We start from the raw sequence: 21,609 nt of genomic DNA, 5'->3' as shown, positions 1-21,609 counted from the left end.
GTTTCATGAGTGGGCGGCCAGCACCACCGGTGCCAGCGCATCGCCCTGGGCGGCAATATGGCCGATGGCGCAAGCCTGCGCGTAGCCCTGGGCCTGCAGCGCGGCCACGCAGGCACTGGCCCGAGCGGCGGGCACGCTGGCCAGCAAGCCGCCGGCGGTTTGCGGGTCAAACAGCAGGGGGTAGCGGGGATGGCCCCCCCACTGTTCCTGGTCGCGCAGCGCGCGGCGCAGCCGCACATTCGCGCTTTGCAAGGAGCTGACGATGCCGCGTGCCACACAGTCTTGTGCGCCGTCCAGTAGGGGCAGCTGGTCCAGCCGCAGGTGCGCGTCCACCCCACTGGGGCGCGTCATTTCCACCAGGTGGCCCAAGAGGCCAAAGCCGGTGACATCGGTGCAGGCGGTGGCGCCATGTGCGCGCAGCGTGTGTGCCGCTTGCTGGTTGCTGTGCACCATGTGGGCCAGCGCCGCCTGGACCCAGCGGCCCTTGGCTTGCAGCTGCGCGTGGGCCGCCATCAGCGTGCCTGTGCCCAGTGGCTTGGTCAGGATCAGCACGTCACCGGGTTGCATGCCGCCCTTGCGCAGCACGCCGGGCAGACTGCCGTCGGGCGCCACGTCCACCAGGCCGTTCACGGCAAAGCCCAGGGCCAGCTCAGCACCTTCGCCCGTGTGGCCACCTACCAGCGTGCAACCCGCGGCGTTCAGTACTTCCACGGCCCCCGTCATCATCTGGCGCAGCACAGCTTCCACCTGGCGCTCTAGCCCGGGTGGCACCGTGGCCACGGCGGTGGCGGTGTGGGGCCGGGCACCCATGGCAAACAGGTCACCCAGTGCATGGTTGGCGGCAATCTTGCCAAACAGATAGGGGTCGTCTACAAAGGCGCGGAAGAAGTCCACGCTGTGCACCAGCGCCTGGCCCGGTGGCACGCGCACCACGGCCGCATCGTCGGGCGCGTGTAGGCCTATCAGCACATCTGCATTCGCCACGGGCTGCAGGCCACTGAGCGCCTGCGACAGCACCGTGGCGCCCACCTTGGCCCCGCAGCCACCGCAGCGCATGGCGATGGCCGAGATGGCCTGTTGGGATTCTTCGGCGCTCAGAGGCAGGGCCGGGGAGGCCGTGGCCGCCATGCCAGGGCGCGGCTGGTAGTCGTTGAAGCGGCGCATGAAGCGCTGGTCGATCAGGTCCTTCCAGCGCCAGACCCAGCGGCCGGCAAAGCCCAGCGCGCCACGCGAGGCCACGGCGTAGCGGTCACCGGTGCTGATCAGGGCCAGCCAGCGGCGCTGCGGGCGATAGGGCTGCAGCGCCTGGCCCTGGATGGCACGCGCCAGGTTCTTGGCCAGGGGCATGCCCATGCGCACGGCAAATACACCGGCTTTCTCCAGTGCCTGCGGCAGGCTGGCTACATCGCCCGCGGCGAACACGCGCGGGTCCGTGGGGGACTGCAGGCAGTTGTTGACCTGCACAAACCCCAGTGCATCCAGTGCCAGGCCGGTGCCCTGCAGCCAGGCGGCGCCCACGGCGCGCGTGACCCAGACCACTTCATCGGCATCGAACCACGCCCCATCGGCGGTGCGCAAGCGGCCACTCTCTACCTCGGCTACTGCGGCATGCGCGTGCACCTGCACGCCACGCTGCGCCAACACCTGGGCAAAGCGGCGTTGCACGTCCGCGTTGTGCGTGGGCAGCAGACCTTCCGCACTGAACAGGTGAAATGCCAGCGCGTCGGGCTCACGGCCCCACCCGCGCAGTTCCTCGCGCAGCCGGTATTGCAGGGCCAGGCACAGTTCCACGCCTCCCGCGCCACCGCCGACCACCGCGAGGGTGGTGCGGCCCGCGTGGTCGCGCACGCGGGCCAGCAGCGCCAGCCAGCGCTGGTTGAACCGGGTGATGGGTTTGACGGGCACCACGTGTTCGGTGGCGCCCGGCACGCTGTGGGTCTGCGGGGTGGAGCCGGTGTTGATGGACACCACGTCGTAGGCGACGTCGGGGCGCCCGCGCAGCTGCACGGTACGGGCGCTGCGGTCCAGTCCGGTGACCTCGGCCTGAATGAAGCGGGCACCCACCGCGGCGCACAGGCGGCAGAGGTCGATATGCACCTCGTCATACGTGTAGTGGCCCGCGATGTAGCCGGGCAGCATGCCTGAGTAGGGCGTGTGCGCGTCGGTGCAAATGAGGGTGATGCGCACGCCGGGCAGCGGGTGCATGCCGAAGTGGCGCAGAGCGACCACATGGCTGTGGCCGCCGCCGACCAAAACAATATCGCGGCTGATGGGCGTAGTGGGTGTTTGCACCTAGCCGCGCCTCCAGGCGTGGAACCGGCGCACCCAGGCCAGGAGGCGCTCGGGCTGGTGGGCGCGCTTCCATTCTCCCGCGGCGTATTTGTTGGCCTCGGAAAACGTGGGGTAGGTGTGGATGGTGTTCAGAATCTTGTTGAGCCCCAGGCCGTGCTTCATGGCCAGCACGTACTCGGCCAACAGCTCGGCCGCGTGGCTGCCCACAATGGTCACGCCCAAAATCGTGTCCTTGCCCGGCACTGTCAACACCTTCACCCAGCCCTGGGCTTCGCTGTCGCAGACAGCGCGGTCCAGGTCGTCGATGTTGTACTGCGTCACTTCAAAGGCCGTGCCCTGTGCGTTGGCGTCTTGTTCGTTCAGGCCCACGCTGGCCACTTCGGGGGCGATGAAGGTGGCGCGTGGGATGACGCGGTAGTCGGCCTTGAACATTTTGAAATCGCCAAACAGTGCGTTCACTGCGGCATACCAGGCCTGGTGCGATGCGGTGTGGGTGAACTGGTAGGGCCCGGCCACATCGCCCGCGGCGTAGATGTTGGGGTAAATGGTTTGCAGGTACTCGTTGGTCTGCACCGTCTTGTCGGTGGGGATGCCCAACTCTTCCAGGCCGTAGCCGTCCAGGCGTGCGCTGCGGCCTACCGCGCACAGCAGCTCGTCAAAGGCAATGCGTTGCTCCACGCCACCGTGTACCACCACCAGCACCTTCTCGCCGTCCACCTGCTCGCAGCGCAGCGTCTGGTAGCCAGACAACACCTGCACGCCATCGGCCTGCAGGGCCTGGGTGGCCAGGGCGGACACGTCTTCGTCCTCGCGCAGCAGCAGGCGGGGCGCCCTGTCCACCACCATGACCTGCGCACCCAGGCGGGCAAAGGCCTGGGCCAGTTCGCAGCCTATAGGGCCGCCGCCCAGCACCAGCAGACGCCGGGGAATCTCATCGCGCTGGGCAAAGCGCTCCCACAGCGTGTCACTGGTCACATAGCCCACCTCGGCCAGACCGGGCAGGGGCGGAACGATGGGTTGCGCGCCCGCGGCAATCACGATGCTGCGCGTGGTCAGCGTCTGCGTGCCACCGCCGTTCAGCGCAATCTCTACGGTCCACGGGTTGACGATCTTGGCGTAGCCCTGCAGCACCTCCACGCCCAGCGCGGTGTAGCGCTCCACGCTGTCGTGCGGCGCAATGGCGGCAATCACGGTTTGGACGCGCTGCATCACGGTTTTGAATGAAAAATGCTGCTGGCCCGCGTCGCCATTGTGCGAGGCGCTATGTAAACCATAGCGTTCTGCATGGCGCATCTGGTGTGCCAGGGTGGCACTGCGGATCAGCGCCTTGCTGGGTACGCAGCCAAAGTTCAGGCAATCGCCGCCCATTTGCTGCGCTTCCACCAGCGTCACCTTGGCCTTGACGGCGGCCGCTATAAAGGCCGACACCAGGCCGCCTGCGCCCCCGCCGATGACGATGAGGTTGCGGTCAAACGCCTTGGGCCGTACGCTGTTCCAGCGCGCATACACCTTGCGCTTCTGGATGGCGTTCATCACCGCCTTGGCGGCCAATGGAAACAGGCCCAGCAGCACGAACGCACCCAGGATGCTGGGGCTGGCCACGTCGCGCAGCGACTGGATGCTGGCCAGCTGCGTGCCCGCGTTCACATAGACCGCAGTGCCCGCCAGCATGCCCAATTGGCTGACCCAGTAAAAGGTCCAGGGCCGCAGGGCGGTCAGCCCCATGAGCAGGTTGATCACAAAAAACGGCACGACCGGGATCAGGCGCAGGCTGAACAGGTAGAGCGCGCCGTCGCGCGCCACGCCCTGGTTGGTGTCCGCCAGCCGCTTGCCAAAGCGCGCCTGCACGGCATCGCGCAGCACAAAGCGCGCAGCCAGAAACGACACCGTGGCGCCGATGCTGGAGGCGAACGACACCAGCAGCAGCCCCCAGCCCAGGCCAAACACGCCGCCCCCGGCCAGTGTGAGCACTGCCGCGCCGGGCAGCGAGAGCGAAGCCACCGCCACGTACACCGCAAAGTAGGCCGCACGTGCGCCCCAGCGGTGTTCGGCGTAAAAATCTTCGAGTGCGGCGTGGCTCTGCTGCAAGGCGTCCAGGCTGAGGTATTGCCCCAGGCCCAGCGCAAAGAAGGCGGCCACCAGTGCCGCAAAGCCCAGCAGCAACACCCATTGGCTGCGCTTCACTGAAACGCTTCCCAGCCCCACCAGATGCGGGTGACGATGGTAGCTGCGCACAGCCCGGCAAAGAGGTAGGCCAGGAGCGCAAAGTGCGCCGGCCACAGGCACATGGCGACGAAGAAGGCGATGGTCTCGGTGGCCTCGGTCAGGCCGCCCAGAAAGTAGAACGACTTGCCCGGCGTGGCCAGGTCCTGCACGCCGCGCTTGGCGGCCAGCGCCGCAAACGCCAGAAAGCTGGACCCCGTGCCCATGAAGGTGGCCAGCAGCGTGGCCGCGGCCAGCGCGTTCTCGGCCGGGTTGGCTAGCGCAAAGCCCAGCGGAATGCTGGCGTAGAACAGAAAGTCCAGCGTGATGTCCAGAAAGCCCCCTGCATCGGTGGTCTGGGTCTCGCGCGCCACGGCGCCGTCCAGTCCGTCACAGAATCGAGAGACTAATAGGGCTGCAGCCCCCATGGAATAGGCGCCATTAGCTGTCAAAATTGCAGCAATTATGCCAACGCCAAACCCCACAAAAGTGATGGTGTTGGCCCCCACCCGCGCGCGCACCAGCACACGGGCCACGGCCTTCAGGGGCGGGCGAACCAGGGTGGTGAGGTAGCGGTCCAGCATGGGGGCTCCTAGGGCAGGCGACGAGGTGTCATGCCAGAGTCTAAGTTCTTATGCCGGTGTGAGCTGGGTGACCCGGGCCGAGTCGGCTACATCGGCCGCGTCGTGGGTGACCAGCAGCGCCGGTATCTGGCGCGCCTGCACCAGACCAAATACCAGTGAACGCATGCGGCCACGCAGCGCGGCGTCCAGCTTGGAAAACGGCTCGTCCAGCAGCAGCGCCTGGGGCTGGGCCAGCAGGGCGCGCGCCAGCGCCACGCGGGCACGCTGGCCGCCTGACAGCGTGGCGGGGTTGGCGTGCAGGGCGGGCGTCATCTCCACATCGGCCAGGGCAGCGACGACGGCCGCTTCGCGTGCGGGCTGCGGCCCGGCGGGCACGGCAAACAGCAGGTTCTCGCGCACCGTCATATGGGCGAACAGCAGGTCTTCCTGAAACAGGATGCCCAAGCGCCGCGCCTGCGTGGGCAGGGTGTCGATGCGCTGGCCGTGCAGCGTGACTTCGGCCTCGCACTGTAGGCCTGCGTCCAGCGTGCCGCACACCGCGGCCAGCACGCTGCTCTTGCCCGAGCCGCTGTCGCCCATCAGCGTGTGTACCGTGCCCGGTGCAATCTGCAGATGCAGGTCTTGCACCAGCGTAGCGCTTGGCGTAGCCAGTCGGGCAATGTGGATCTGCAGGCTCATGGTGCGGGCCCATCGCCGACCATACAGATGTTGCCCTGCGCATCCAGTTGCACCGCAATGGCGGGCAGGGCTTCGCCCACGCAGTCGCCGGACTCACAGACGCCGTCACTCCAGCGGTAGCGCGCGTAGTGCACATTGCAGCTGATGCTGGCGTGGGGTTGGAAGATCAGCAGGTCTTGTCGTGCGGCCAGTGGTACCCCAAAGTGGGCGCAGCGGTTTTCATAGGCCTTGACCGTGTCTCCACTGCGCAGCAGCAGGTAGCGAAAGGGTTTGTGGGTCAGCGCATCGGGTGCGGGCAGCTCCCCCATGGTGGCGCTGCCGTCGGCCAGCGCGTCCAGCCGGCCCAGCACCGTGCCGGCGGCGGGCGTGTGGTGTGTGAGGGGCGATGGGGTGTCCATGGTGCAATGGTATCGGGTGGTGGTGGGTGCAGCGCCTCAGAACTTGCGCGCCCGCCCCAGCCGCGCGGCCAGCGCAAACACCAGCACCGGCAGCAGCCACTGCAGCCAGGCGTAGGCCGCCGTGAGTGAACGCTGGCCGCTTGCGGCCAGGTTCACGGCCTCGGTGGTCACCGTGGCAAAGCGGCCCGCGCCGACGTAGAGCGTGGGCAGGTACTGCGCCACGCTGACCGCAAAGCCAATGGCCACACTGGCCGCCAGGGCACTGCGCAAGAGGGGCCACTTCACGCGCAGCAGAAAGTGCCAGCGCCCATGGCCTAGTGAGGCCGCCACCTGGCGCAGTCGCGGGTCAAACCCCTGGTACGGCCCCTGCAGCGCAATCAGCACGTAGGGCAGTGTCGCTAGCGTATGGGCCAGCCACAGTCCGGTGGCCGTCGTATCCAGTCCCCACGTCAGGCTGAGCCGGTGCAGGCCCACCACCCACAGCACGGCGGGCAGCACCAGCGGCAGCATGAGCAGGGGGCGTGCAAGCCGTTGCCAGCGTCCGGGTGCCCACTCCAGCCAGGCCACCGTCCACAGCAGTGCCGCCACGCTGCTGGCCAGCGCCAGCCATACCGTGGTCCACAGCGTGGTGGTGCTCTGCAGCACATTGCGCCACGCGGCCCAGGTCCAGCTGTCGGGCAGCAGTTGCGGGAAGGGCCAGCCGCCAACCACGCTGCCCAGCAGCAGCGCCAGCATCACCGCGCCGTAGGCCAGTACCAGCGCGGCCAGTAGCCAAGGCATGCGCCTGGTGGCCCGCGCCGCTGTTCCCACCGTGGGCTGGGCACCGCCTGTCCACCGCTGGCGCCACAGCGGTGCGCGGTGCAGGCTCCAGGCCAGCGCCGCGCACAAGGCCAGTGTGGCTGCCAGCAGCCAGGCTGCCGCCGCGCCTTGTGCATTCTTTGCGGAGTCTGCGTCCTGCAGCCACTGCCAGGCCAGTACCGCCAGCGTGGGGGGCGAGCCGGGGCCGATGATGAGTGCCACATCCACCACGGCTAGGCTGTAGGCCAGCACCGCCAGCAGGGGCGCTGCCAGCCGTGGCAGCAACTGCGGCCAGCCCACGCGCCACCAGGCGGCACGCGCGCTGTAGCCCAGGGTGTGGGCCAGGCGCAGCTCCTGCTGCAGGCGGCGCGCCACATCAGGCCGCTGCAGGTGCGCCAGTGCAGCCCACAGTAAAAATGGAATCTCCTTGCACACCAGCACGACGATCAGGCCCAGGCCCCAGGGGTCTTGCGTGGTGGGCCAGGGCGGGGGCGCGCTGAGCCCGGTGGCCCAGGGCGAGACAATGCGCAGCAGCCAGCCGCTGGGCGCCAGCAGCGTGACCAGGCCGATGGCAAAGGCCGCGTGGGGCACGGCGAGCAAGGGCGAGAGCAGGCGCGTGAGCCGGTTGCTGTGTGCCACGCTGTGCAGTTGGCCCACCGTGGCCGCCAATATTCCTGCCGTGGCTGCGGTGGCCAGCAGCGTGGCGGCCAGGCCAGTCCACACACTGGCGGCCAGCGCCGCCCCGGTGTGCGGGGCCTGTGCCAGTGCGACCCAGGCCCCGGCGTCCAGCCCGGCGGCGACAGCGCCCCACAGGCTCCAGGCCAGCGGCAACAGCGCCGCTGCCAGCAGCGCGAGTGCGGCCGGGTGGCTGTGGGGCGGGTGGGGGAGCTGCATGGGCGAATAATAATCAAATAGGCCTCTAGCCCCCGTGGAATATGCGCAAGAAGCTACCAAAAATATAGCAACTAACGCGGGCTAGGGCGTTGCCACATGGTAGTTGGCACGGAACGTCCGCGGCGTCATACCCTTGCGTTGCAAAAACTGGCGGTTGAAATGCGCCAGCGTGCTGTAGCCCACGTCACTGGCGATCACGTTGATGGGCAGCGGGGTGTTGATCAGCAGCTGGCAGGCCTGGCCGATGCGCAGCTGGGCCACATAGTCCAGCACCGTCATGCCGGTGTGGCGTTTGAAGAAGCGGTGAAAGGCACCGACCGACATGGCCACCTCCTGCGCCAGCGCGGAGGCCGACACCGTGTCCGCTGGCTGGGCATGCAGGCGGTGCAATATCTTGCCGATGCGTGCACCCACCTTGTCGCCGGCGGGCGTGTAGGCATGGGTGGCCAGCGGCCGGGCCGCCGTGTCCTTGGCCAGTAGCGTGAGGATATGCAGCAGCGCGGGCAGCCGCAGCGCCGGCTCTTGCGCCTGCAGCGCGAGGATCAGCGGCTCTACCTGTGCACGCGCCGTGTCCGAGAACTTGAGTCCGCGCCCGGCTTGGGCGGACAGCGCCTGCAGTGCCGCCAGTTCAGGCCAGCTGGCCAGGGCGCGCTCCAGCCAGTCGGTGGTGAACCACATCACCACGGCCAGCATGGGCTGGCTGGCATCGGGCCGCTCGGTGGCGGCCCAGGTGTGGGGCTGGTTGGGGCCGGTCAGCACCAAGTCGCCGGAGGCAAAGTCTTCCAGGCTGTCGCCCACATAGCGCTGGCCCTGCGCGTTCAGGGTCAGCGTCAGCTCGAACTCGGGGTGGTAGTGCCACAGAAACGGCAGTTCCGGCAGCTCGCGCCACAGCAGGCTCCAGGACTCGCCCACCGGCACGGTGACCTGTTCAAACTGTGGTTTCATGACCTTCGGTAGGATGATTTGGTCAGAATCGTACCAGTATCCGGCAGTCCGCAGGTACCGCCAAAGCGCGCGTGTTTCCACAATTCCCTACATCCCAACCAAGCAAAAACTGCAGGAGACCCCCATGAACGACCGCTACCGCTACGGCGACCAACGCCCGGGCAACCCCACCCTCTCGTACACCGCCAACGAACAGCTGCGCGACATTCGAAAGCAGCTGCCACTGCGCGTGCTGTCCGAGGCCGACTTTGCCCACTGGCAAACCTATGGCTATGTGGTGATCAAACAGGCCATTTCGCCCGAGCAGGTGAAGACCAGCACCGACTTTCTGTGGGCGTTTCAGGACTGGAACCCGAACGACCCCAGCACCTGGAACCAGATCGAGCGGCGTGGCCACGAGATGAAAGAGCTCAACGGCTCGGGCATGGTGGAAACCTACCAGCACCAGACCCTGTGGGACAACCGGCAGACACCGCGCGTGTACGACGCGTTTGTCGACATCTGGGACCGTGAAGACCTGTGGGTCAGCATCGACCGCGCCAACCTCAATACGCCCAACCGCGGCGCGCGCCAGTTCACCGGCTTCATCCACTGGGACGCTGACACCACGCTGGACCCGCTGCCCGTCAATGTGCAGGGCGTGCTGGCACTGTCAGACACCAGCCCGCAGAGTGGCGGCTTCCAGTGCATCCCCGAGCTGTTCAAAAACTTCACGGAGTGGCGCAAGACCGCACCCGCCGACCGCAACCCCTGGCGCCCTGATGTGGACAGCCTGCCCTGGCCGGTGCAGTTCATCTCTATGCAAGCGGGCGACCTGCTGATCTTCAACAGCCTGCTGGCCCACGGCATCCGCCCCAACACCAGCGACCATTTGGTGCGCGCCGCACAGTACATCGCCTTCACCCCCGCCAACGAGGGGGACGCCATGCTGCGCGATGCACGAGTCACGTCCTGGCGCGAGCGCGAAGCTCCGCAGGGCTATGCCTTTCCGGGTGACCCGCGCGAGTGGGAAAAGAAGAAGTACCCCACGGCCACGCTCACCCCGCTGGGTGAACGCATCCTGGGGCTGGCCGACTGGGCCTGAGCCCGGGCCTTACTTGGGCGCGTGGGTGGTGCGCAGGTAGGGCAGCTTGATATCGAGGTTGCCGTACTTTTCGCGGGCCTGGTCGTCATTGAGCGACAGGGCAACGATCACATCCTGGCCGACCGCCCAGTTGGCCGGCGTGGCCAGTGGCACGTTGAAGGTGAGTTGCAAGGCATCCAGCGCGCGCAGCACTTCTGCAAAGTTGCGGCCCACCGACATGGGGTAGGTCATAGAGAGCTTGAGTTTCTTGTCCGGTCCGATGATGAAGACCGAGCGCACGGTGGCCGTGTCGGCCGCGGTGCGGCCATCGGGCAGATAAGCCTCGGCGGGCAGCATGTCAAACAACTTGGACACGGCCAGTCCTTCATCCGCAATGATGGGAAAGCCGGCCTTGGTGCTGGCGAATTTCTCGATGTCGCCTTTCCACTTTTTGTGGGCTTCCACGCCGTCCACGGACACACCAATCACCTTGGTGCCGCGCTTGGCCCACTCGTCGGCCAACTGGGCCACGGCACCAAACTCGGTGGTGCACACGGGGGTGAAGTCTTTGGGGTGGGAAAACAGAATCGCCCAACCGGAGCCAATCCATTCGTGGAATGTGATGGGACCCTGGTCGGTATCGGCCGTGAAGTTGGGGACGAGATCGTTGATGCGCAGAGCCATGGTTTTCCTCCGGTTGATAAGGGAGAGGCAGTTTGCCAGAAGTTCGCCGGGCATGCCGCTGGCAGGGTCAGGTGATTTTGAAGACCGTGAGCACTTTCTTGCCCCCCGCCTTTTCCTCATAGGCCGACCATTGCTTGATGCCCTTGACCAGCACGGTGTTGCTGACGTCCTTGACGGGCTGTTTGGCCTTGAGCTTGGCGGTGACCCAGTCCTGCACATGGGGCAGCGTGGGGCCGTGCTGTCCGGTGGGGATGAGCAGGGATTTTCCGGCAACGGTGCCGGCGGTGGTGACCTGGATTTCGGTGGCGGGCATAGGGGTCTTTCAGGGGTTGGCGGCCCGGCAGCGCTGGATGTCGCAGGCCGTGGGCAGTGCAGATCGGTACTCTACGCCCGGTGGTCGGGCTTGGCCGCCGCGGATGCTGCACTGCTCGCCCTGTGCATTGTTGTAGTACGAGCTCACGTCCACACAGCGCCGGGAATGCGCCACCACGCCAAACAGGTGGCCCATCTCATGCGAGATCACCATCTGCAAGGTCTCGCGCGCGTCGTGCGCCGGGTTGCGGGTGTTGAGCAGCTGAAACGCCGAAGGCCCCAGGGCGATGGTTTTCAGACCCAGGTTGGCCAGGCCAAAGTTGTGCTGGCTGCCTGCTTCACTCCAGTGCACGCGGATGGCATTGGGCGGCACGGGCTCCCCCGGCGGCACCAGCAGCACCTTGGCCGGAATGCCGCACGCGGACCATGCGGTGGCGGCACGCTCCAGGGTGGCCAGCACCAGGGATTCCGGAAACCACGAAGGGGCTTGCGCGTGGCTGTACGCAAACACCAGCGGCGTGGCGACTGCCGGACGGTCTGCGGCATCGCCCCAGGTGGCTACTTCGCCGGGGCGGCACTCGGCAATTTCCTGCGCCCGCAGCGCGTCCCACGGCGCGCCCCATGCGCCCCGTGCCACTAGCAGCCAGGCCAGTGCAGCAAGGTGATACCAGCGCGCGCGGTGGAGGTCCATACCCGGTTACAGCGGAGGGGCTTGGTACAGCAGCACTTTGAGCGCGCGCTCGGGTGATGCGTCGGCAAATGTGGCCGGGTTGGGCAGGCGCTGCACAAAGCGCAGTGTGGGCGCCTGTTCTTGCAGGTGGGTTTGCAGGAAGGCCGTGTCCAGTTCAGGTGCATTCAGGCACACCAGCGCATGGCCTTCGGGCGCCAGCAGCTCGGGCAGGCGGCGCACCAGGCGGGCGTAATCCTTGGTGGCCACAAAGCTGCCCTTTTGGTAGCTGGGTGGGTCCACGATGACCAGGTCGTACGGCCCGCCACGCGTGATCTTGCCCCAGGTCTTGAAGATGTCGTGCGCCAGGAAGCTGGCGCCAGTGTTGAAGCCGTTGAGCCGGTGGTTTTGCTGGCCAATGGCGAGCGCGCCCTGGCCCATGTCCACATTGACCACCTGCTTGGCGCCCGCCTGTAGCGCCACCACCGAGAACGCACAGGTGTAGGCAAACAGGTTGAGCACCTTGAACGCATACGTCTTGGGATGCGCGGCCACATGCTGGCGCACCCAGCGCCGGCCCTCGGCCATGTCCAGAAACAGGCCATGGTTTTGCCCACGCAGCACGTACACCTTGTACAGCGTGCCGGCTTCAGAAACCACATGCGGGTCGGGCACAGCGCCGGCCATCAGCCGGGTATCCGTCTGGCCTTCGGCCCGGCATTGGAACACCCAGTTCAGCGCTTGTCCGGGCGCTCTCTGAGCCCAACGTGCGGCCAGCGCGGTGCCAATGGTGGCAAGTGCGGCGTCGTCCACCGGCTGAAAACTGGTGAGCACCAGCACCGGTGGGTAGGCATCCAGCGTCCAGTGTTCGCAGCCGGGGTGCAGGCCACCACGGCCGTGGAAGATACGCTGGGCGTCAGCGGGCAGGTCCATCGTGGCGATGGTGTCGAGCAAGGCTTGCAAGGGGTGAGCGGGGTAGACAGTGGGAAGGCAGTGAGTGTAGGTGGAGTGCTACGTTGGACAGTGCATAGACTGCGGGGAGGCGACGCGCGATGTGGCTTCATTGAACATTCCGCTGAACAAGCTCATAGATCTCGCGGTCACGCTTGGGTGAAGGTGGTGGCGATGCTTGCAGATGTCCCTATTTGCTAATTACTAGATCTTGTTTTTATCTCGGACTTTGGTAGCTGTACGTACTTCCTCATTCCGTCGAATTTTTCATCGTAAACCAGGACGTTGTCCTCCTGTTCAGGCTGGAGAATTCGCAAGCTGTCGTACTTGGTTTCCACTTTCTCCTCCGTATTCATAAATACCTTGTGATCCCACCGCTCCTCCGGATCGGGATACACAGTTTCAAGGATGACCTTGCCTTGAAAAACTTCGTTAAATGCGATGTAGTACTCCGGATGAAGGGAGGGATCATTTTTCCTAAGAAAAACCAGAAGGATGTAGGTGTCGTTCAGTTCTTCTCGCGTGTTCTTGAGCAGAATTGCGAATTCTTTTTTATCTTGCCCGCTGAAATTTCCTGCTCGTAACAGGCTTGAGTATTTGAGATTTCCGGATTTCATGAACCGATAATTCGTTCCTTCGTCGGATAAGTAAAACTCAACGAGTTTCTTTTTGACGCCATACGGCAATTCCTTGAGATAAAACGTATCAAAGTTGTGACCATATTTTCTGCTGAAGTCTTCTGCCGAGACCAGGTAGTTGTCGTTAAGTAGGGTGGGCAGCAGCGTGGGGTATTCAACAGCGCCCTTCATGGCGAGTTTCAAATACGCTATCCAGTTTTCCTGACCAAGCTTCGGCGAATACTTTTCCAGATCCTGAGGCGTATTCGTTTCAATCACGGAGTACCCGGAGTGCTTTTTGCCTTTGTCGTCTGTGCAGGTAACGCAGTAAATGGTTTCACCAAAACTGAGGGCGTAAAGTTTTTCAGGAAGCTGGTCGTACTCTTTTTTGTAGCTTGCATTCAGAAGCTTGCCCTTGGTGATATGACCTGTATCACCGGTAAAGATGGCCATTGTTTTTGACTCGGCGACGGCACTTGCCGCCGTATCTCCTTGCGGACTCACTAACTGCGCATTCACTAACGCTGCGAATCTATCGCTTTCGTGCGTAAAGTCGTAGACGTAGTATTTGAAATATTGAAAATCGTTTTTGGCAAAGAAACAAACGAGCACAAACACAAGCAATGCAAGCACTGCCAAAGTCTTTTTGGTCTTGGACAAAGTGGAAAAATTCATGGGCCAGATGGGTGTACGTGTTTAAACAACAGGCGAACAATGTCTGCAAGTTGAAGGGCCGGTATCGTGAAACGCAGTCAAGAACCGACCCGGACAGTCGAAGTATCACTGATAAAGATGTGACAGACGGGAAAGGCGAGTGGCTTCCATCATGTGCGCCTCGTCCATAATTCCCAATCCAACATTCGGAGAATTTATGAAATTTTTGACTTTGGCTTCGGTGGCTGCGGGTTTGGCCTTTTCAGCGCAATTTGCCCACGCGGAAGACACGGAAAGCTGCGACAAGTTCAAGACCAGCTATGACAAAACCTATTGCGTCGCCAAGTTGTTTTTAGAATCCGACAAAGAGCTGAATGCTGTGTACACCGAGCTGCGCAAACCGCTCAAAGACAATGTCAAACAGCAACTGACTGCGACACAACGCGACTGGATCAAATACCGGGATGCGTCTTGCGAGCGCTCTGGCTCCATCGACGTCAGTTGCAACTACAAACTCAACCGTGAGCGCGCCGAATACCTGCGCGACCGTGCCCGCGAGTGCAAAACCGGCACGTGCAACGACACCGCTATCGCCAAAAAATCGTGGGAATGAGCCGCTTGAACGAATAGACGGAAACACATGTTGCCGCGCTATTTGCAAGCACGCAGCGCACAGGCCTTTTTGTGTCTGTGCGCTTTTTTCATAGGCGCCGCACCCTGTGATGCAGCGGAAGTACCGCGCACCGCAGACAAACCATTCGTCATCGTCATAGACCCCGGCCACACCCCCAAGCAACCCGGTGCTTTGGGCGTCAAGGGTATCCACGAAGTCACCTACAACGATGCACTGAGCGCAAAACTGGCCAAGGCTTTACAAGGCCCCGGCGTGCAAGTGGTGCTTACGCGCGCGCCCTCAGAAGAAATCAGCCTGGACGGACGCGCCGAATTGGCAAATGTCCGACAGGCAGATTTATTTTTGGCACTGCACCACGACTCGGCGCAACTGAAATACCTGACCAAGACCGAAATCAACGGCACGCCCGCATACCAGACCGTTCGGCCGATTGCCGGCTATTCGATCTTTGTGTCCCAACTCAATCCCAGGTTTGCGCAAAGCCAGCAGTTTGCCAAGCTACTGGGGCAGGAATTGCTCGCGCTGGGTCGCCATCCCACGCTGCACCACGCCGAACCTATTGCAGGTGAAAACCGCGAACTGCTCGATGCCAAATTGGGCATTTACAAATTTGACGAGCTATTGGTTTTGCGAAAAACCACGGTGCCCGCGGTGTTACTGGAGGTAGGTGTGATCGTGGACGCGGAGGACGAAAAGTACGTCGCCGACAACGCCAAGCAAGACGCCATCGTGCAGGCGATTGTGGCCGCCGCCGAAAGATTCCAGCACTGACGTTCCTGCTCAAACGCCGCATTGCCTTCTAGCCCATATGCAGACTGGGCTTGCGGCTACAAATTAATAGTTGTAAGGCCACCGGTCCGACTTGAGCTTGCAAGGGGGTAAACAGTGGCTGTGAGTGTCGGTGGCGTGCCCGCGCGCTGTGTTGGACAGAACACAGACCGTGAGGGCCGGGCGACGCACGATGGAGCTTCACTGATCAACCCTTCATAGGGGATTCTCACGGAACAGGAGTGAAGCATGAAAATTGATCCCCAAACCGCGCCAGATTTGCAGAAGATTCGCGACCTGATTGAAGGCATGCATATTGCCATGCTCACCAGCATTGATGCGGATGACCGGCTGGTAAGCCGCCCCATGTCTGTTCTGAAGATGGACAGCGAGGGCGTGTTCTGGCTCTTTGCCGACACGAACTCCACCACGGTGAATGAGCTGGATCGGGTGAATCTGAGCTTCTCCGATGAAGAGGACTCCACCTACGTGTCTATCGCCGGCCATGGCGAGGTGAGCGAAGACCGCTCGCTGGTGCATGCGTTGTGGTCGCCGCTCATGAAGCCCTGGTTTCCGGACGGAGAGAAATCCCCCAACCTTGCGTTGCTGAAGATCCAGGCGCAGACGGCCGAATACTGGGATTCTGGCCACAGCAAGATGGTGCGCCTGTTCGCAATGGCGGCCTCCGTCGTTGCCAGCAAACCCATAGGCATGGGCGAACACGGAACTATCGACCTGCTCGAAAGCCCCTGAGACCGTGCGGCGCAGTTCGCGCCGGTCAGGCCTACAGGGCTTGTTCCAGCTGCGCCTTGTTCATGCGGGAGCGTCCCTTGATGCCGCGTTGGCGTGCTTCATTGCGAAGCTGCTGCACCGTCCGCCCACCGGCGCCTCGGTGTGAGCGCAAGCCCCCGCGCCGCGAAGAAGACATGTCGTTGACGGACGAGGGACTGGCCTCAATTGATTCGCCATGTTGGGCGCGCTCCTTGTTGACCACGCGCGCAGCGATTTCCTTGGCCAAAGGTACCGGTTTGCCACGGGCCAACAGGCTTTCCTTGACGTGCAAGTATTGACGTTCGCGTTTGGCGCTCCAGGTAGATTTGGGCATGAGGGCTCCTCCAGGGTGTCAGTGGTGCCATTGGATCTGGGCAAACGCGTCTTGTTGGTGCGCAGCCGCACGCTGTCGCCAAGCCCGTGACCCTGTTGGCAGGTAGGATGCGAGGCCTCAACACGAAAGAGAGCCAATGTTCAAGATTTACTGGACCGACGAAGCGCAGCAGGTGCATGGGCAGGAGACCACGGAGCTCGTCCAGGCGCTCCAGATCACCAAAGAAAAGCGCGATGCCGGCCACAGCTTTGTGACGATGGTCAGCGAAAACCCGCAGCACGCCGGTAAGCCCGGTGTGGACACCATCGTCGACGGGAAGACGCCCGATGGGCAGGACTACGATTGGTCCAAGGCCGGGCGCGCGGGTCGGCCACGCAAGAACGACCGCATCATCACCAACAAGGACCGCTGAGCGCTGGGGGCTGTCAGGTCGATGGCGTGGACCCCTGGCTCACTGCATCCCCGTCACCCGCCTTCAACGCCCAGAAGGACAGCGACGAGACGATGGTGATGGCACCCAGCGTCAGGAACGCGTGGTGCAATGCGCCAGTTACCGCCAGCCTGTCAGTTTGCGGTACGTTACCCAGGTACCACCCTGTCACCAGGGAGCCGCAGGCCAAGCCAAAGCTCATGGAAAGTTGTTGCATGGAACTGCCAATGGTGCTGGCCATGCTGGAGTCCTTGGCCTCGATGTCGGCATAGGCCATGGAGTTCATGCTGGTGAATTGCAGGGAATTGAAGAAGCCCTGGGCCAAACCCAGACAGGCAATCAGCCACAGCGGCGTACTGGCCGCGACCCCTGAAAACATGGACACGGTGAGGCCAATACATACCGTGTTGACGATGAGCACCTGGCGGTAGCCAAAGCGCGCCAGCACTTTGGACGCCACGAGCTTCATGCCCATGGCCGCCACCGCCGCAGGCATCATCAAAAGACCCGATTCCCAGGCGGATAGGCCCAGACCCACCTGGTACAGCAGGGGCAACAAGAACGGCATGCCTCCCAGGCCGAGCCGGGTCACAAACCCACCAAGCACGGAGATCCGGAAGGTGCGCACCCTGAATAGCGTGAGGCGCAGCAGCGGGAACTTGGTGTGCCCCGCATGAAAACCATAGCCCAACAACAGGACAACCGAAATCACCACCAGCAAAGACGCCGTGGCGCCGTCAATTTGGTGTTCGCCAAACACCTCCAGCACCCAGGACAACAGTGCGGTCCCCGAGCTGAAGAGCAGCAGGCCGATAACGTCTAGCGATCCGCGGTGGGGGTCACGGTAGTCCGGCATGTAGCGATGGATCAACCACAACGCAACCAGACCGACGGGGACATTGACAAAGAAGATGTCCCGCCAGGACAGCCAGTGAACTATGAGTCCGCCAATGGTGGGGCCGAGCAGTGGTCCGATCAAGGCGGGTATCACCACAAAATTCATCGCCACCAGAAGTTCGGACTTGGCAAAGGTGCGAATGATGGTGAGCCGTCCTACGGGCATCATCATGGCGGCACCAATGCCCTGCAGAATGCGTGCCGCGATCAGCATCGGAACGTTCACCGACAGGCCACACAGAATCGAGGACACGGTGAAGATGGCCACCGCCCAAGCAAACACTTTGCGGGTTCCGAATTTGTCTGCCATCCATCCGCTGATGGGAATGCCCACCGCCAAGCTCAGTATGTAGCTCGCTACCACCCCCTTGAGGCTGAGTGGCGACACATTCAGGCTCGCTGCCATGGCCGGCACCGCCGTGTTGACGATGGTGGAGTCCAGTTGCTCCATGAAGAGCGTAGTGGCTACCACCCATGGCAGGTAGCGTTTGACGGTAGCAGTGTCCATGTAGCTCTTTGCAGGTTTTGACGGGGGGCCGTTCGAGAATACACCCGGGCGAATAGCCGTGTCGTGCCGGGAATATCATCCCTGCATGTCCAGATCCGAGCGTCTTCTGAGCCTTTTGCTGGTCCCGCGTCGCCATTGCGTCGCCCCTGAAGTGCGCACGGAAATCGTGATGCCCGCGACGGTCATGCCCTGGGGCAACCGCTCGCTACTTTTGCGGGACCCGGATGGAAGCCGGGTGAACGTCTTTGCCATGCCTGTGCCCGCCACCCCCTGACCACCGTGCGCGAGCGCACGGACGAACGCCCCCCGTCTGGATAGCATCCCGCCATGGAAATGGTACGTCCGCAGGACACAGCATCCGGGCACCGGCAGCCCCTGACACACCGCATCGGCCAGTGCCAGTGCGGGTATCCAGTCTTTTTTCGCAACCATCTGTGTTTGCACTGCGGCAGGGCGCTGGGTTATGAGCCTGACACGGCCACCATCCTGTCATTGGAGGCGCTGGACGAGGTGGGCAACTGGCGTGCCGTTGCCGCGTCTGCAGAGACTGGTGACTACCGCCGCTGTGCCAACTTCAGCCTGGCACCGCAGTGCAACTGGCTTATCCCGGTGTCGCAGGGGACGCAGCAGACGTTGTGCCGGTGCTGCCGACTCAACCGCATGGTTCCGGACCAGAGCGTTGCGGAGAACGTGCCGCTGTGGCACGCGGTAGAGGTTGCCAAGCGCAGGCTGGTTTCGTCATTGATTGCCTTGGGCCTGCCGGTGGCCTCCCGCATTGATGAGGACCCCGCAAGGGGACTCGCGTTCGACCTCCTGGTCGACGCGGTACCTCTGCCGGTGACCACGGGCCACCGGGACGGCATCATCACCGTCAACGTCAATGAGGCGGACGATGCGGCGCGCGAAGCCATCCGGTCTGCCATGCATGAGCCGTACCGCACTGTGCTCGGGCATGTGCGGCATGAGTCGGGCCACTATTACTGGAGTCGCCTGCTGGAGGGAAGCCTGTGGCACGAGCCCTTTCGTGCGCTATTTGGCGACGAGCAGCAGGACTACGCAGCGGCGCTGCAACAGCACTATGCGAATGGCCCCGACCCCGCCTGGGCGGACAACAGTGTCAGCGCCTACGCCAGTTCCCATCCGTGGGAAGACTGGGCCGAAACCTGGGCGCACTACCTGCACATGGTGGATACCCTGGATACCGCCGTGGGCGCCGGCATGGCGCACGATCAGGTGGATCTGTTGAAAGACCCGTTCGAAACGGATGTGCTGTACCGCTTGGCTGGCGAGGATGACGCGGTGGATACGGAGTTTCTGGCGTTCTTCAACGCATGGGTCGGGTTGACCAGCGTACTCAACGAGTTTTCGCTGGGCATGGGGCTGCCCGACTTCTATCCCTTTGTGCTCAGCAAGTCTGCCATCACCAAATTGCATTTTGTGCACCGGTTTATCCGGGCGTTTGGCGAGTCTCCTGTCCCATGAACGCGCGATCTACCCGTGCTGGTGCGCGCCGTGAGCGGCTCGAAGGTTACGTTTTTTCACACTTGATGCTGCGCAGATGGCCCCGTGTGTGCGTGTGCGCACCGAAGCGCCAAGCCCGCTGCGGCATTCTTGGGATTCCGCTGCATGCCGAGCCCATTCACTTGGTCTTGACCATGCATTTTCAATCTGACTGAGGGCACACCATGTCAATTTCTACATCTCCCCGCACTTTTTCCCCCTACGGCAATCTCTTGCGCCCCGCCTTGGCTGCGGTGGCACTCATGGCTTGTGCAGCCGTGGCTTATGCCGCCACCAACGAGCCGACCACCACCACGGAGAAGATCGAAAAAGCTGAGACCAAGGTCGAGAAGGCCGTTTCCGATAGCTGGATCACCACCAAGGTCAAATCCGAAATACTGGCGAACAGCGCCGCCAAGGCGTTCAAGGTCAGCGTCACCACCAAGAGCGGTGTCGTATCGCTGAAGGGCACATTGCCCACGCAAGATGCGGCAGATCTGGTGCAGAAGATCGCAGAGGGTGTGCAGGGCGTCCACAGTGTGGATGTATCCGGTCTCTCCGTAAAAACTGCCAGCTAAACCAGTGATGGACATTGCAGCGGTGCGCAGCCGCTGCGGGTCCGTTATGTGGGCGCTTTACAAAGGTTTACCAAGACGGGGTAAACCGGGGCGAGGCCCTTGGGGTTAAGGGTGCATGGCAATATCGCCATGCATCGAAAAGTCTCTATGTTGAAACAATCTCTCATCGCTACTGCCTTGGTCATCTCTGCGTTGGGTGCTTCCGCACAAGCGCCAGCTGCAAAACCTGCAGCACCTGCAGCAACAGCTGCTGCCGCAACCCCTGCGGCCACCAAGACACCAGATGCGACGAAAGAGACACCGGTAGCCGCACCCAAGGCCAGTGCAGACGCCAAGGCGGCCAAGCTGGAAGAGGCCAAAGCCAAGCGTGAAGCCAAGAAGGCTGAACGCGCAGCCAAGAAAGCCAAACGTGCTGAAGCCCAGGCTGCCAAAGCTGCCGCTCCAGCGCCTGCCAAACAGTAATCCGACACCCGCGCGCTCCCGTAGCGCCGGTTCAAGAGGCCATCCTTTGGATGGCCTCTTTTTTATGGGATATCGCAACTGCTACAGTCCCCCAGACGACAGAGGGTTCCCCATTGGCATCTCCCATTCCACCTCCCGTGATACGAACCATTGCCTGGCTGGGCTACGGCGGTTTGCTGCCCTTTGTGCTGTTGACTGTTGCAACAGCGGTGGACAAAAACAATGTGGTCTTCTGGAGCCAGGGGCTGTTTTCTTACGGTTCGGTCATCCTCACATTTGTGGGGGCGTTGCACTGGGGCTTTGCATTGGCGATACCCGGTATCCCTGACAAGCAACGGGACGCTGTCCTGATCTGGAGCGTGGTCCCTGCTCTGGTGGCGTGGGTGGCGCTGATGTTTGACGGTGTGGCCACCGGCTATGTACTGATCCTCGGATTTGCAACGCACTATTGGCAGGACACGCGGCTGCACAATGACGGATTTTTGCCGCCCTGGTACTTGCCTCTGCGATTTCAAATCACTGTGGTTGCATGCGTGTGTATGGCGCTGGGCACTTATTGGGGACGTTGAAATGGATGGTCAAAATACCGATGCACCGAAAGACATCACGCCACGGTTTGGCCGATTGCTCGTTGCCTGCGCGCTCTCCGTGCTTTTCTGTGGTGTGCTGGTGTATTTCATGAGCGACATGTTTTCAAACTGCTGTGATCTCTCATGGCTGGATCGGCTAGGCCATTGAGTAGACCGGTCCACCATGCGCCGCTTCGAATTCGGACTCAGCATTTCGGCCCAGGACTATCTCCAGTACTACCGGGGTGAAGTGAGAAATGTCCTGGCCAGATGCCAAGATGGCCGCACCATCCAGTTCCCCGCCACGCTGCTCACGCCATTTGTGACGGGCCGGGGTATCCATGGCAGCTTTGTGTTGACGTGTGACGACGAAGGCAAAGGGTCACGGCTCTTGCGCCAGTAGCTACTAAAAAAGTAGC

General features: G+C 62.8%; 24 protein-coding genes. 10 read left to right on the top strand and 14 right to left on the bottom strand.

From position 1 onward, the window contains the following. Positions 1-3: 3 nt before the first annotated feature. The 7 genes from selD to J2X15_RS18325 all read right to left on the bottom strand — a co-directional run bounded on the left by selD (position 4) and on the right by J2X15_RS18325 (position 8,791). Positions 4-2,292, bottom strand: a complete 2,289-nt coding sequence (gene selD / locus J2X15_RS18355) for a selenide, water dikinase SelD (RefSeq protein WP_310345630.1) — start codon at positions 2,290-2,292, stop codon at positions 4-6. Continuing rightward, complete coding sequence (locus tag J2X15_RS18350; protein WP_310345628.1) at positions 2,293-4,476, bottom strand: FAD-dependent oxidoreductase; 2,184 nt, start codon at positions 4,474-4,476, stop codon at positions 2,293-2,295. Further along, on the bottom strand, positions 4,473-5,078 hold the full coding sequence (locus J2X15_RS18345; RefSeq protein ID WP_310345626.1) for a CDP-alcohol phosphatidyltransferase family protein: 606 nt from the start codon (positions 5,076-5,078) through the stop codon (positions 4,473-4,475). The genes J2X15_RS18350 and J2X15_RS18345 overlap by 4 nt, the downstream gene beginning before the upstream one ends. 48 nt (positions 5,079-5,126) lie before the next feature. Beyond that, positions 5,127-5,756, bottom strand: a complete 630-nt coding sequence (locus J2X15_RS18340) for an ATP-binding cassette domain-containing protein (protein ID WP_310345624.1) — start codon at positions 5,754-5,756, stop codon at positions 5,127-5,129. Beyond that, positions 5,753-6,154, bottom strand: coding sequence for a Rieske (2Fe-2S) protein (locus J2X15_RS18335; RefSeq protein ID WP_310345621.1), 402 nt, complete (start codon positions 6,152-6,154; stop codon positions 5,753-5,755). The genes J2X15_RS18340 and J2X15_RS18335 overlap by 4 nt, the downstream gene beginning before the upstream one ends. A 36-nt stretch (positions 6,155-6,190) precedes the next feature. Next, on the bottom strand, positions 6,191-7,846 hold the full coding sequence (locus J2X15_RS18330; RefSeq protein WP_310345619.1) for an ABC transporter permease family protein: 1,656 nt from the start codon (positions 7,844-7,846) through the stop codon (positions 6,191-6,193). Positions 7,847-7,927: 81 nt separating this feature from the next. Then, complete coding sequence (locus tag J2X15_RS18325; RefSeq protein ID WP_310345616.1) at positions 7,928-8,791, bottom strand: AraC family transcriptional regulator; 864 nt, start codon at positions 8,789-8,791, stop codon at positions 7,928-7,930. A gap of 124 nt (positions 8,792-8,915) precedes the next feature. On the opposite strand from J2X15_RS18325, the gene J2X15_RS18320 reads away from it, so the two are divergent. Beyond that, positions 8,916-9,875, top strand: coding sequence for a phytanoyl-CoA dioxygenase family protein (locus J2X15_RS18320; RefSeq protein ID WP_310345613.1), 960 nt, complete (start codon positions 8,916-8,918; stop codon positions 9,873-9,875). A gap of 9 nt (positions 9,876-9,884) precedes the next feature. On the opposite strand, the gene J2X15_RS18315 is transcribed toward J2X15_RS18320, so the two are convergent. From J2X15_RS18315 to J2X15_RS18295, 5 genes are all read right to left on the bottom strand, one after another. Next, complete coding sequence (locus J2X15_RS18315; protein ID WP_310345610.1) at positions 9,885-10,538, bottom strand: peroxiredoxin; 654 nt, start codon at positions 10,536-10,538, stop codon at positions 9,885-9,887. Positions 10,539-10,605: 67 nt separating this feature from the next. Then, entirely contained in the window at positions 10,606-10,851 is a 246-nt protein-coding gene (locus tag J2X15_RS18310; RefSeq protein ID WP_310345608.1) for a hypothetical protein, read from the bottom strand. 9 nt (positions 10,852-10,860) lie between these two features. Then, a complete protein-coding gene (locus J2X15_RS18305) occupies positions 10,861-11,541 on the bottom strand; it encodes a hypothetical protein (protein WP_310345604.1) in 681 nt (226 codons plus the stop codon). Positions 11,542-11,547: 6 nt separating this feature from the next. Next, a complete protein-coding gene (locus J2X15_RS18300) occupies positions 11,548-12,480 on the bottom strand; it encodes a class I SAM-dependent methyltransferase (RefSeq protein WP_310345601.1) in 933 nt (310 codons plus the stop codon). Positions 12,481-12,665: 185 nt separating this feature from the next. Beyond that, complete coding sequence (locus tag J2X15_RS18295; RefSeq protein WP_310345599.1) at positions 12,666-13,760, bottom strand: hypothetical protein; 1,095 nt, start codon at positions 13,758-13,760, stop codon at positions 12,666-12,668. A 139-nt stretch (positions 13,761-13,899) separates the two neighbouring features. Here J2X15_RS18295 and J2X15_RS18290 point away from each other — a divergent pair, with 139 nt between their 5' ends. The 3 genes from J2X15_RS18290 to J2X15_RS18280 all read left to right on the top strand — a co-directional run bounded on the left by J2X15_RS18290 (position 13,900) and on the right by J2X15_RS18280 (position 15,894). Continuing rightward, positions 13,900-14,352: a lysozyme inhibitor LprI family protein gene (locus J2X15_RS18290; protein ID WP_310345596.1), complete on the top strand. Its 453-nt coding sequence runs from the start codon at positions 13,900-13,902 to the stop codon at positions 14,350-14,352. Between the two features lie 27 nt (positions 14,353-14,379). Then, positions 14,380-15,144 (top strand): N-acetylmuramoyl-L-alanine amidase family protein, encoded by a 765-nt coding sequence (locus J2X15_RS18285; protein ID WP_310345594.1) that lies wholly within the window; start codon positions 14,380-14,382, stop codon positions 15,142-15,144. A 246-nt stretch (positions 15,145-15,390) separates the two neighbouring features. Beyond that, positions 15,391-15,894 (top strand): pyridoxamine 5'-phosphate oxidase family protein, encoded by a 504-nt coding sequence (locus J2X15_RS18280; RefSeq protein ID WP_310345593.1) that lies wholly within the window; start codon positions 15,391-15,393, stop codon positions 15,892-15,894. 31 nt (positions 15,895-15,925) lie between these two features. Here J2X15_RS18280 and J2X15_RS18275 read toward each other — a convergent pair whose 3' ends face one another. Next, positions 15,926-16,246 (bottom strand): plasmid stabilization protein, encoded by a 321-nt coding sequence (locus tag J2X15_RS18275; RefSeq protein ID WP_310345592.1) that lies wholly within the window; start codon positions 16,244-16,246, stop codon positions 15,926-15,928. A 136-nt stretch (positions 16,247-16,382) separates the two neighbouring features. On the opposite strand from J2X15_RS18275, the gene J2X15_RS18270 reads away from it, so the two are divergent. Then, on the top strand, positions 16,383-16,658 hold the full coding sequence (locus tag J2X15_RS18270) for a hypothetical protein (protein WP_310345591.1): 276 nt from the start codon (positions 16,383-16,385) through the stop codon (positions 16,656-16,658). A gap of 13 nt (positions 16,659-16,671) precedes the next feature. Here the strand turns inward: J2X15_RS18270 and J2X15_RS18265 are convergent, their stop codons facing one another. Next, positions 16,672-18,081: a DHA2 family efflux MFS transporter permease subunit gene (locus tag J2X15_RS18265; RefSeq protein WP_310345590.1), complete on the bottom strand. Its 1,410-nt coding sequence runs from the start codon at positions 18,079-18,081 to the stop codon at positions 16,672-16,674. A gap of 327 nt (positions 18,082-18,408) precedes the next feature. Here J2X15_RS18265 and J2X15_RS18260 point away from each other — a divergent pair, with 327 nt between their 5' ends. From J2X15_RS18260 to J2X15_RS18240, 5 genes are all read left to right on the top strand, one after another. Further along, the gene (locus J2X15_RS18260; RefSeq protein ID WP_310345588.1) at positions 18,409-19,563 is read left to right on the top strand and encodes a zinc-binding metallopeptidase family protein; all 1,155 of its coding nucleotides are present in this window, start codon (positions 18,409-18,411) and stop codon (positions 19,561-19,563) included. A gap of 203 nt (positions 19,564-19,766) precedes the next feature. Continuing rightward, entirely contained in the window at positions 19,767-20,159 is a 393-nt protein-coding gene (locus J2X15_RS18255; RefSeq protein WP_310345586.1) for a BON domain-containing protein, read from the top strand. A 147-nt stretch (positions 20,160-20,306) separates the two neighbouring features. Continuing rightward, positions 20,307-20,621, top strand: coding sequence for a hypothetical protein (locus J2X15_RS18250; protein ID WP_310345584.1), 315 nt, complete (start codon positions 20,307-20,309; stop codon positions 20,619-20,621). Between the two features lie 113 nt (positions 20,622-20,734). Beyond that, positions 20,735-21,190, top strand: a complete 456-nt coding sequence (locus tag J2X15_RS18245; protein ID WP_310345583.1) for a DUF3429 domain-containing protein — start codon at positions 20,735-20,737, stop codon at positions 21,188-21,190. A gap of 184 nt (positions 21,191-21,374) precedes the next feature. Then, entirely contained in the window at positions 21,375-21,593 is a 219-nt protein-coding gene (locus J2X15_RS18240) for a DUF2835 family protein (protein WP_310345582.1), read from the top strand. Positions 21,594-21,609 lie beyond the last annotated feature (16 nt).

This window comes from Rhodoferax saidenbachensis (assembly GCF_031457975.1).
In the GTDB taxonomy this organism is placed as follows: Bacteria; Pseudomonadota; Gammaproteobacteria; order Burkholderiales; family Burkholderiaceae_C; genus Allorhodoferax; species Allorhodoferax saidenbachensis_A.
Note: the sequence above shows the minus strand (reverse complement) of the source record. Positions and strands in the feature narration are given on the sequence as shown.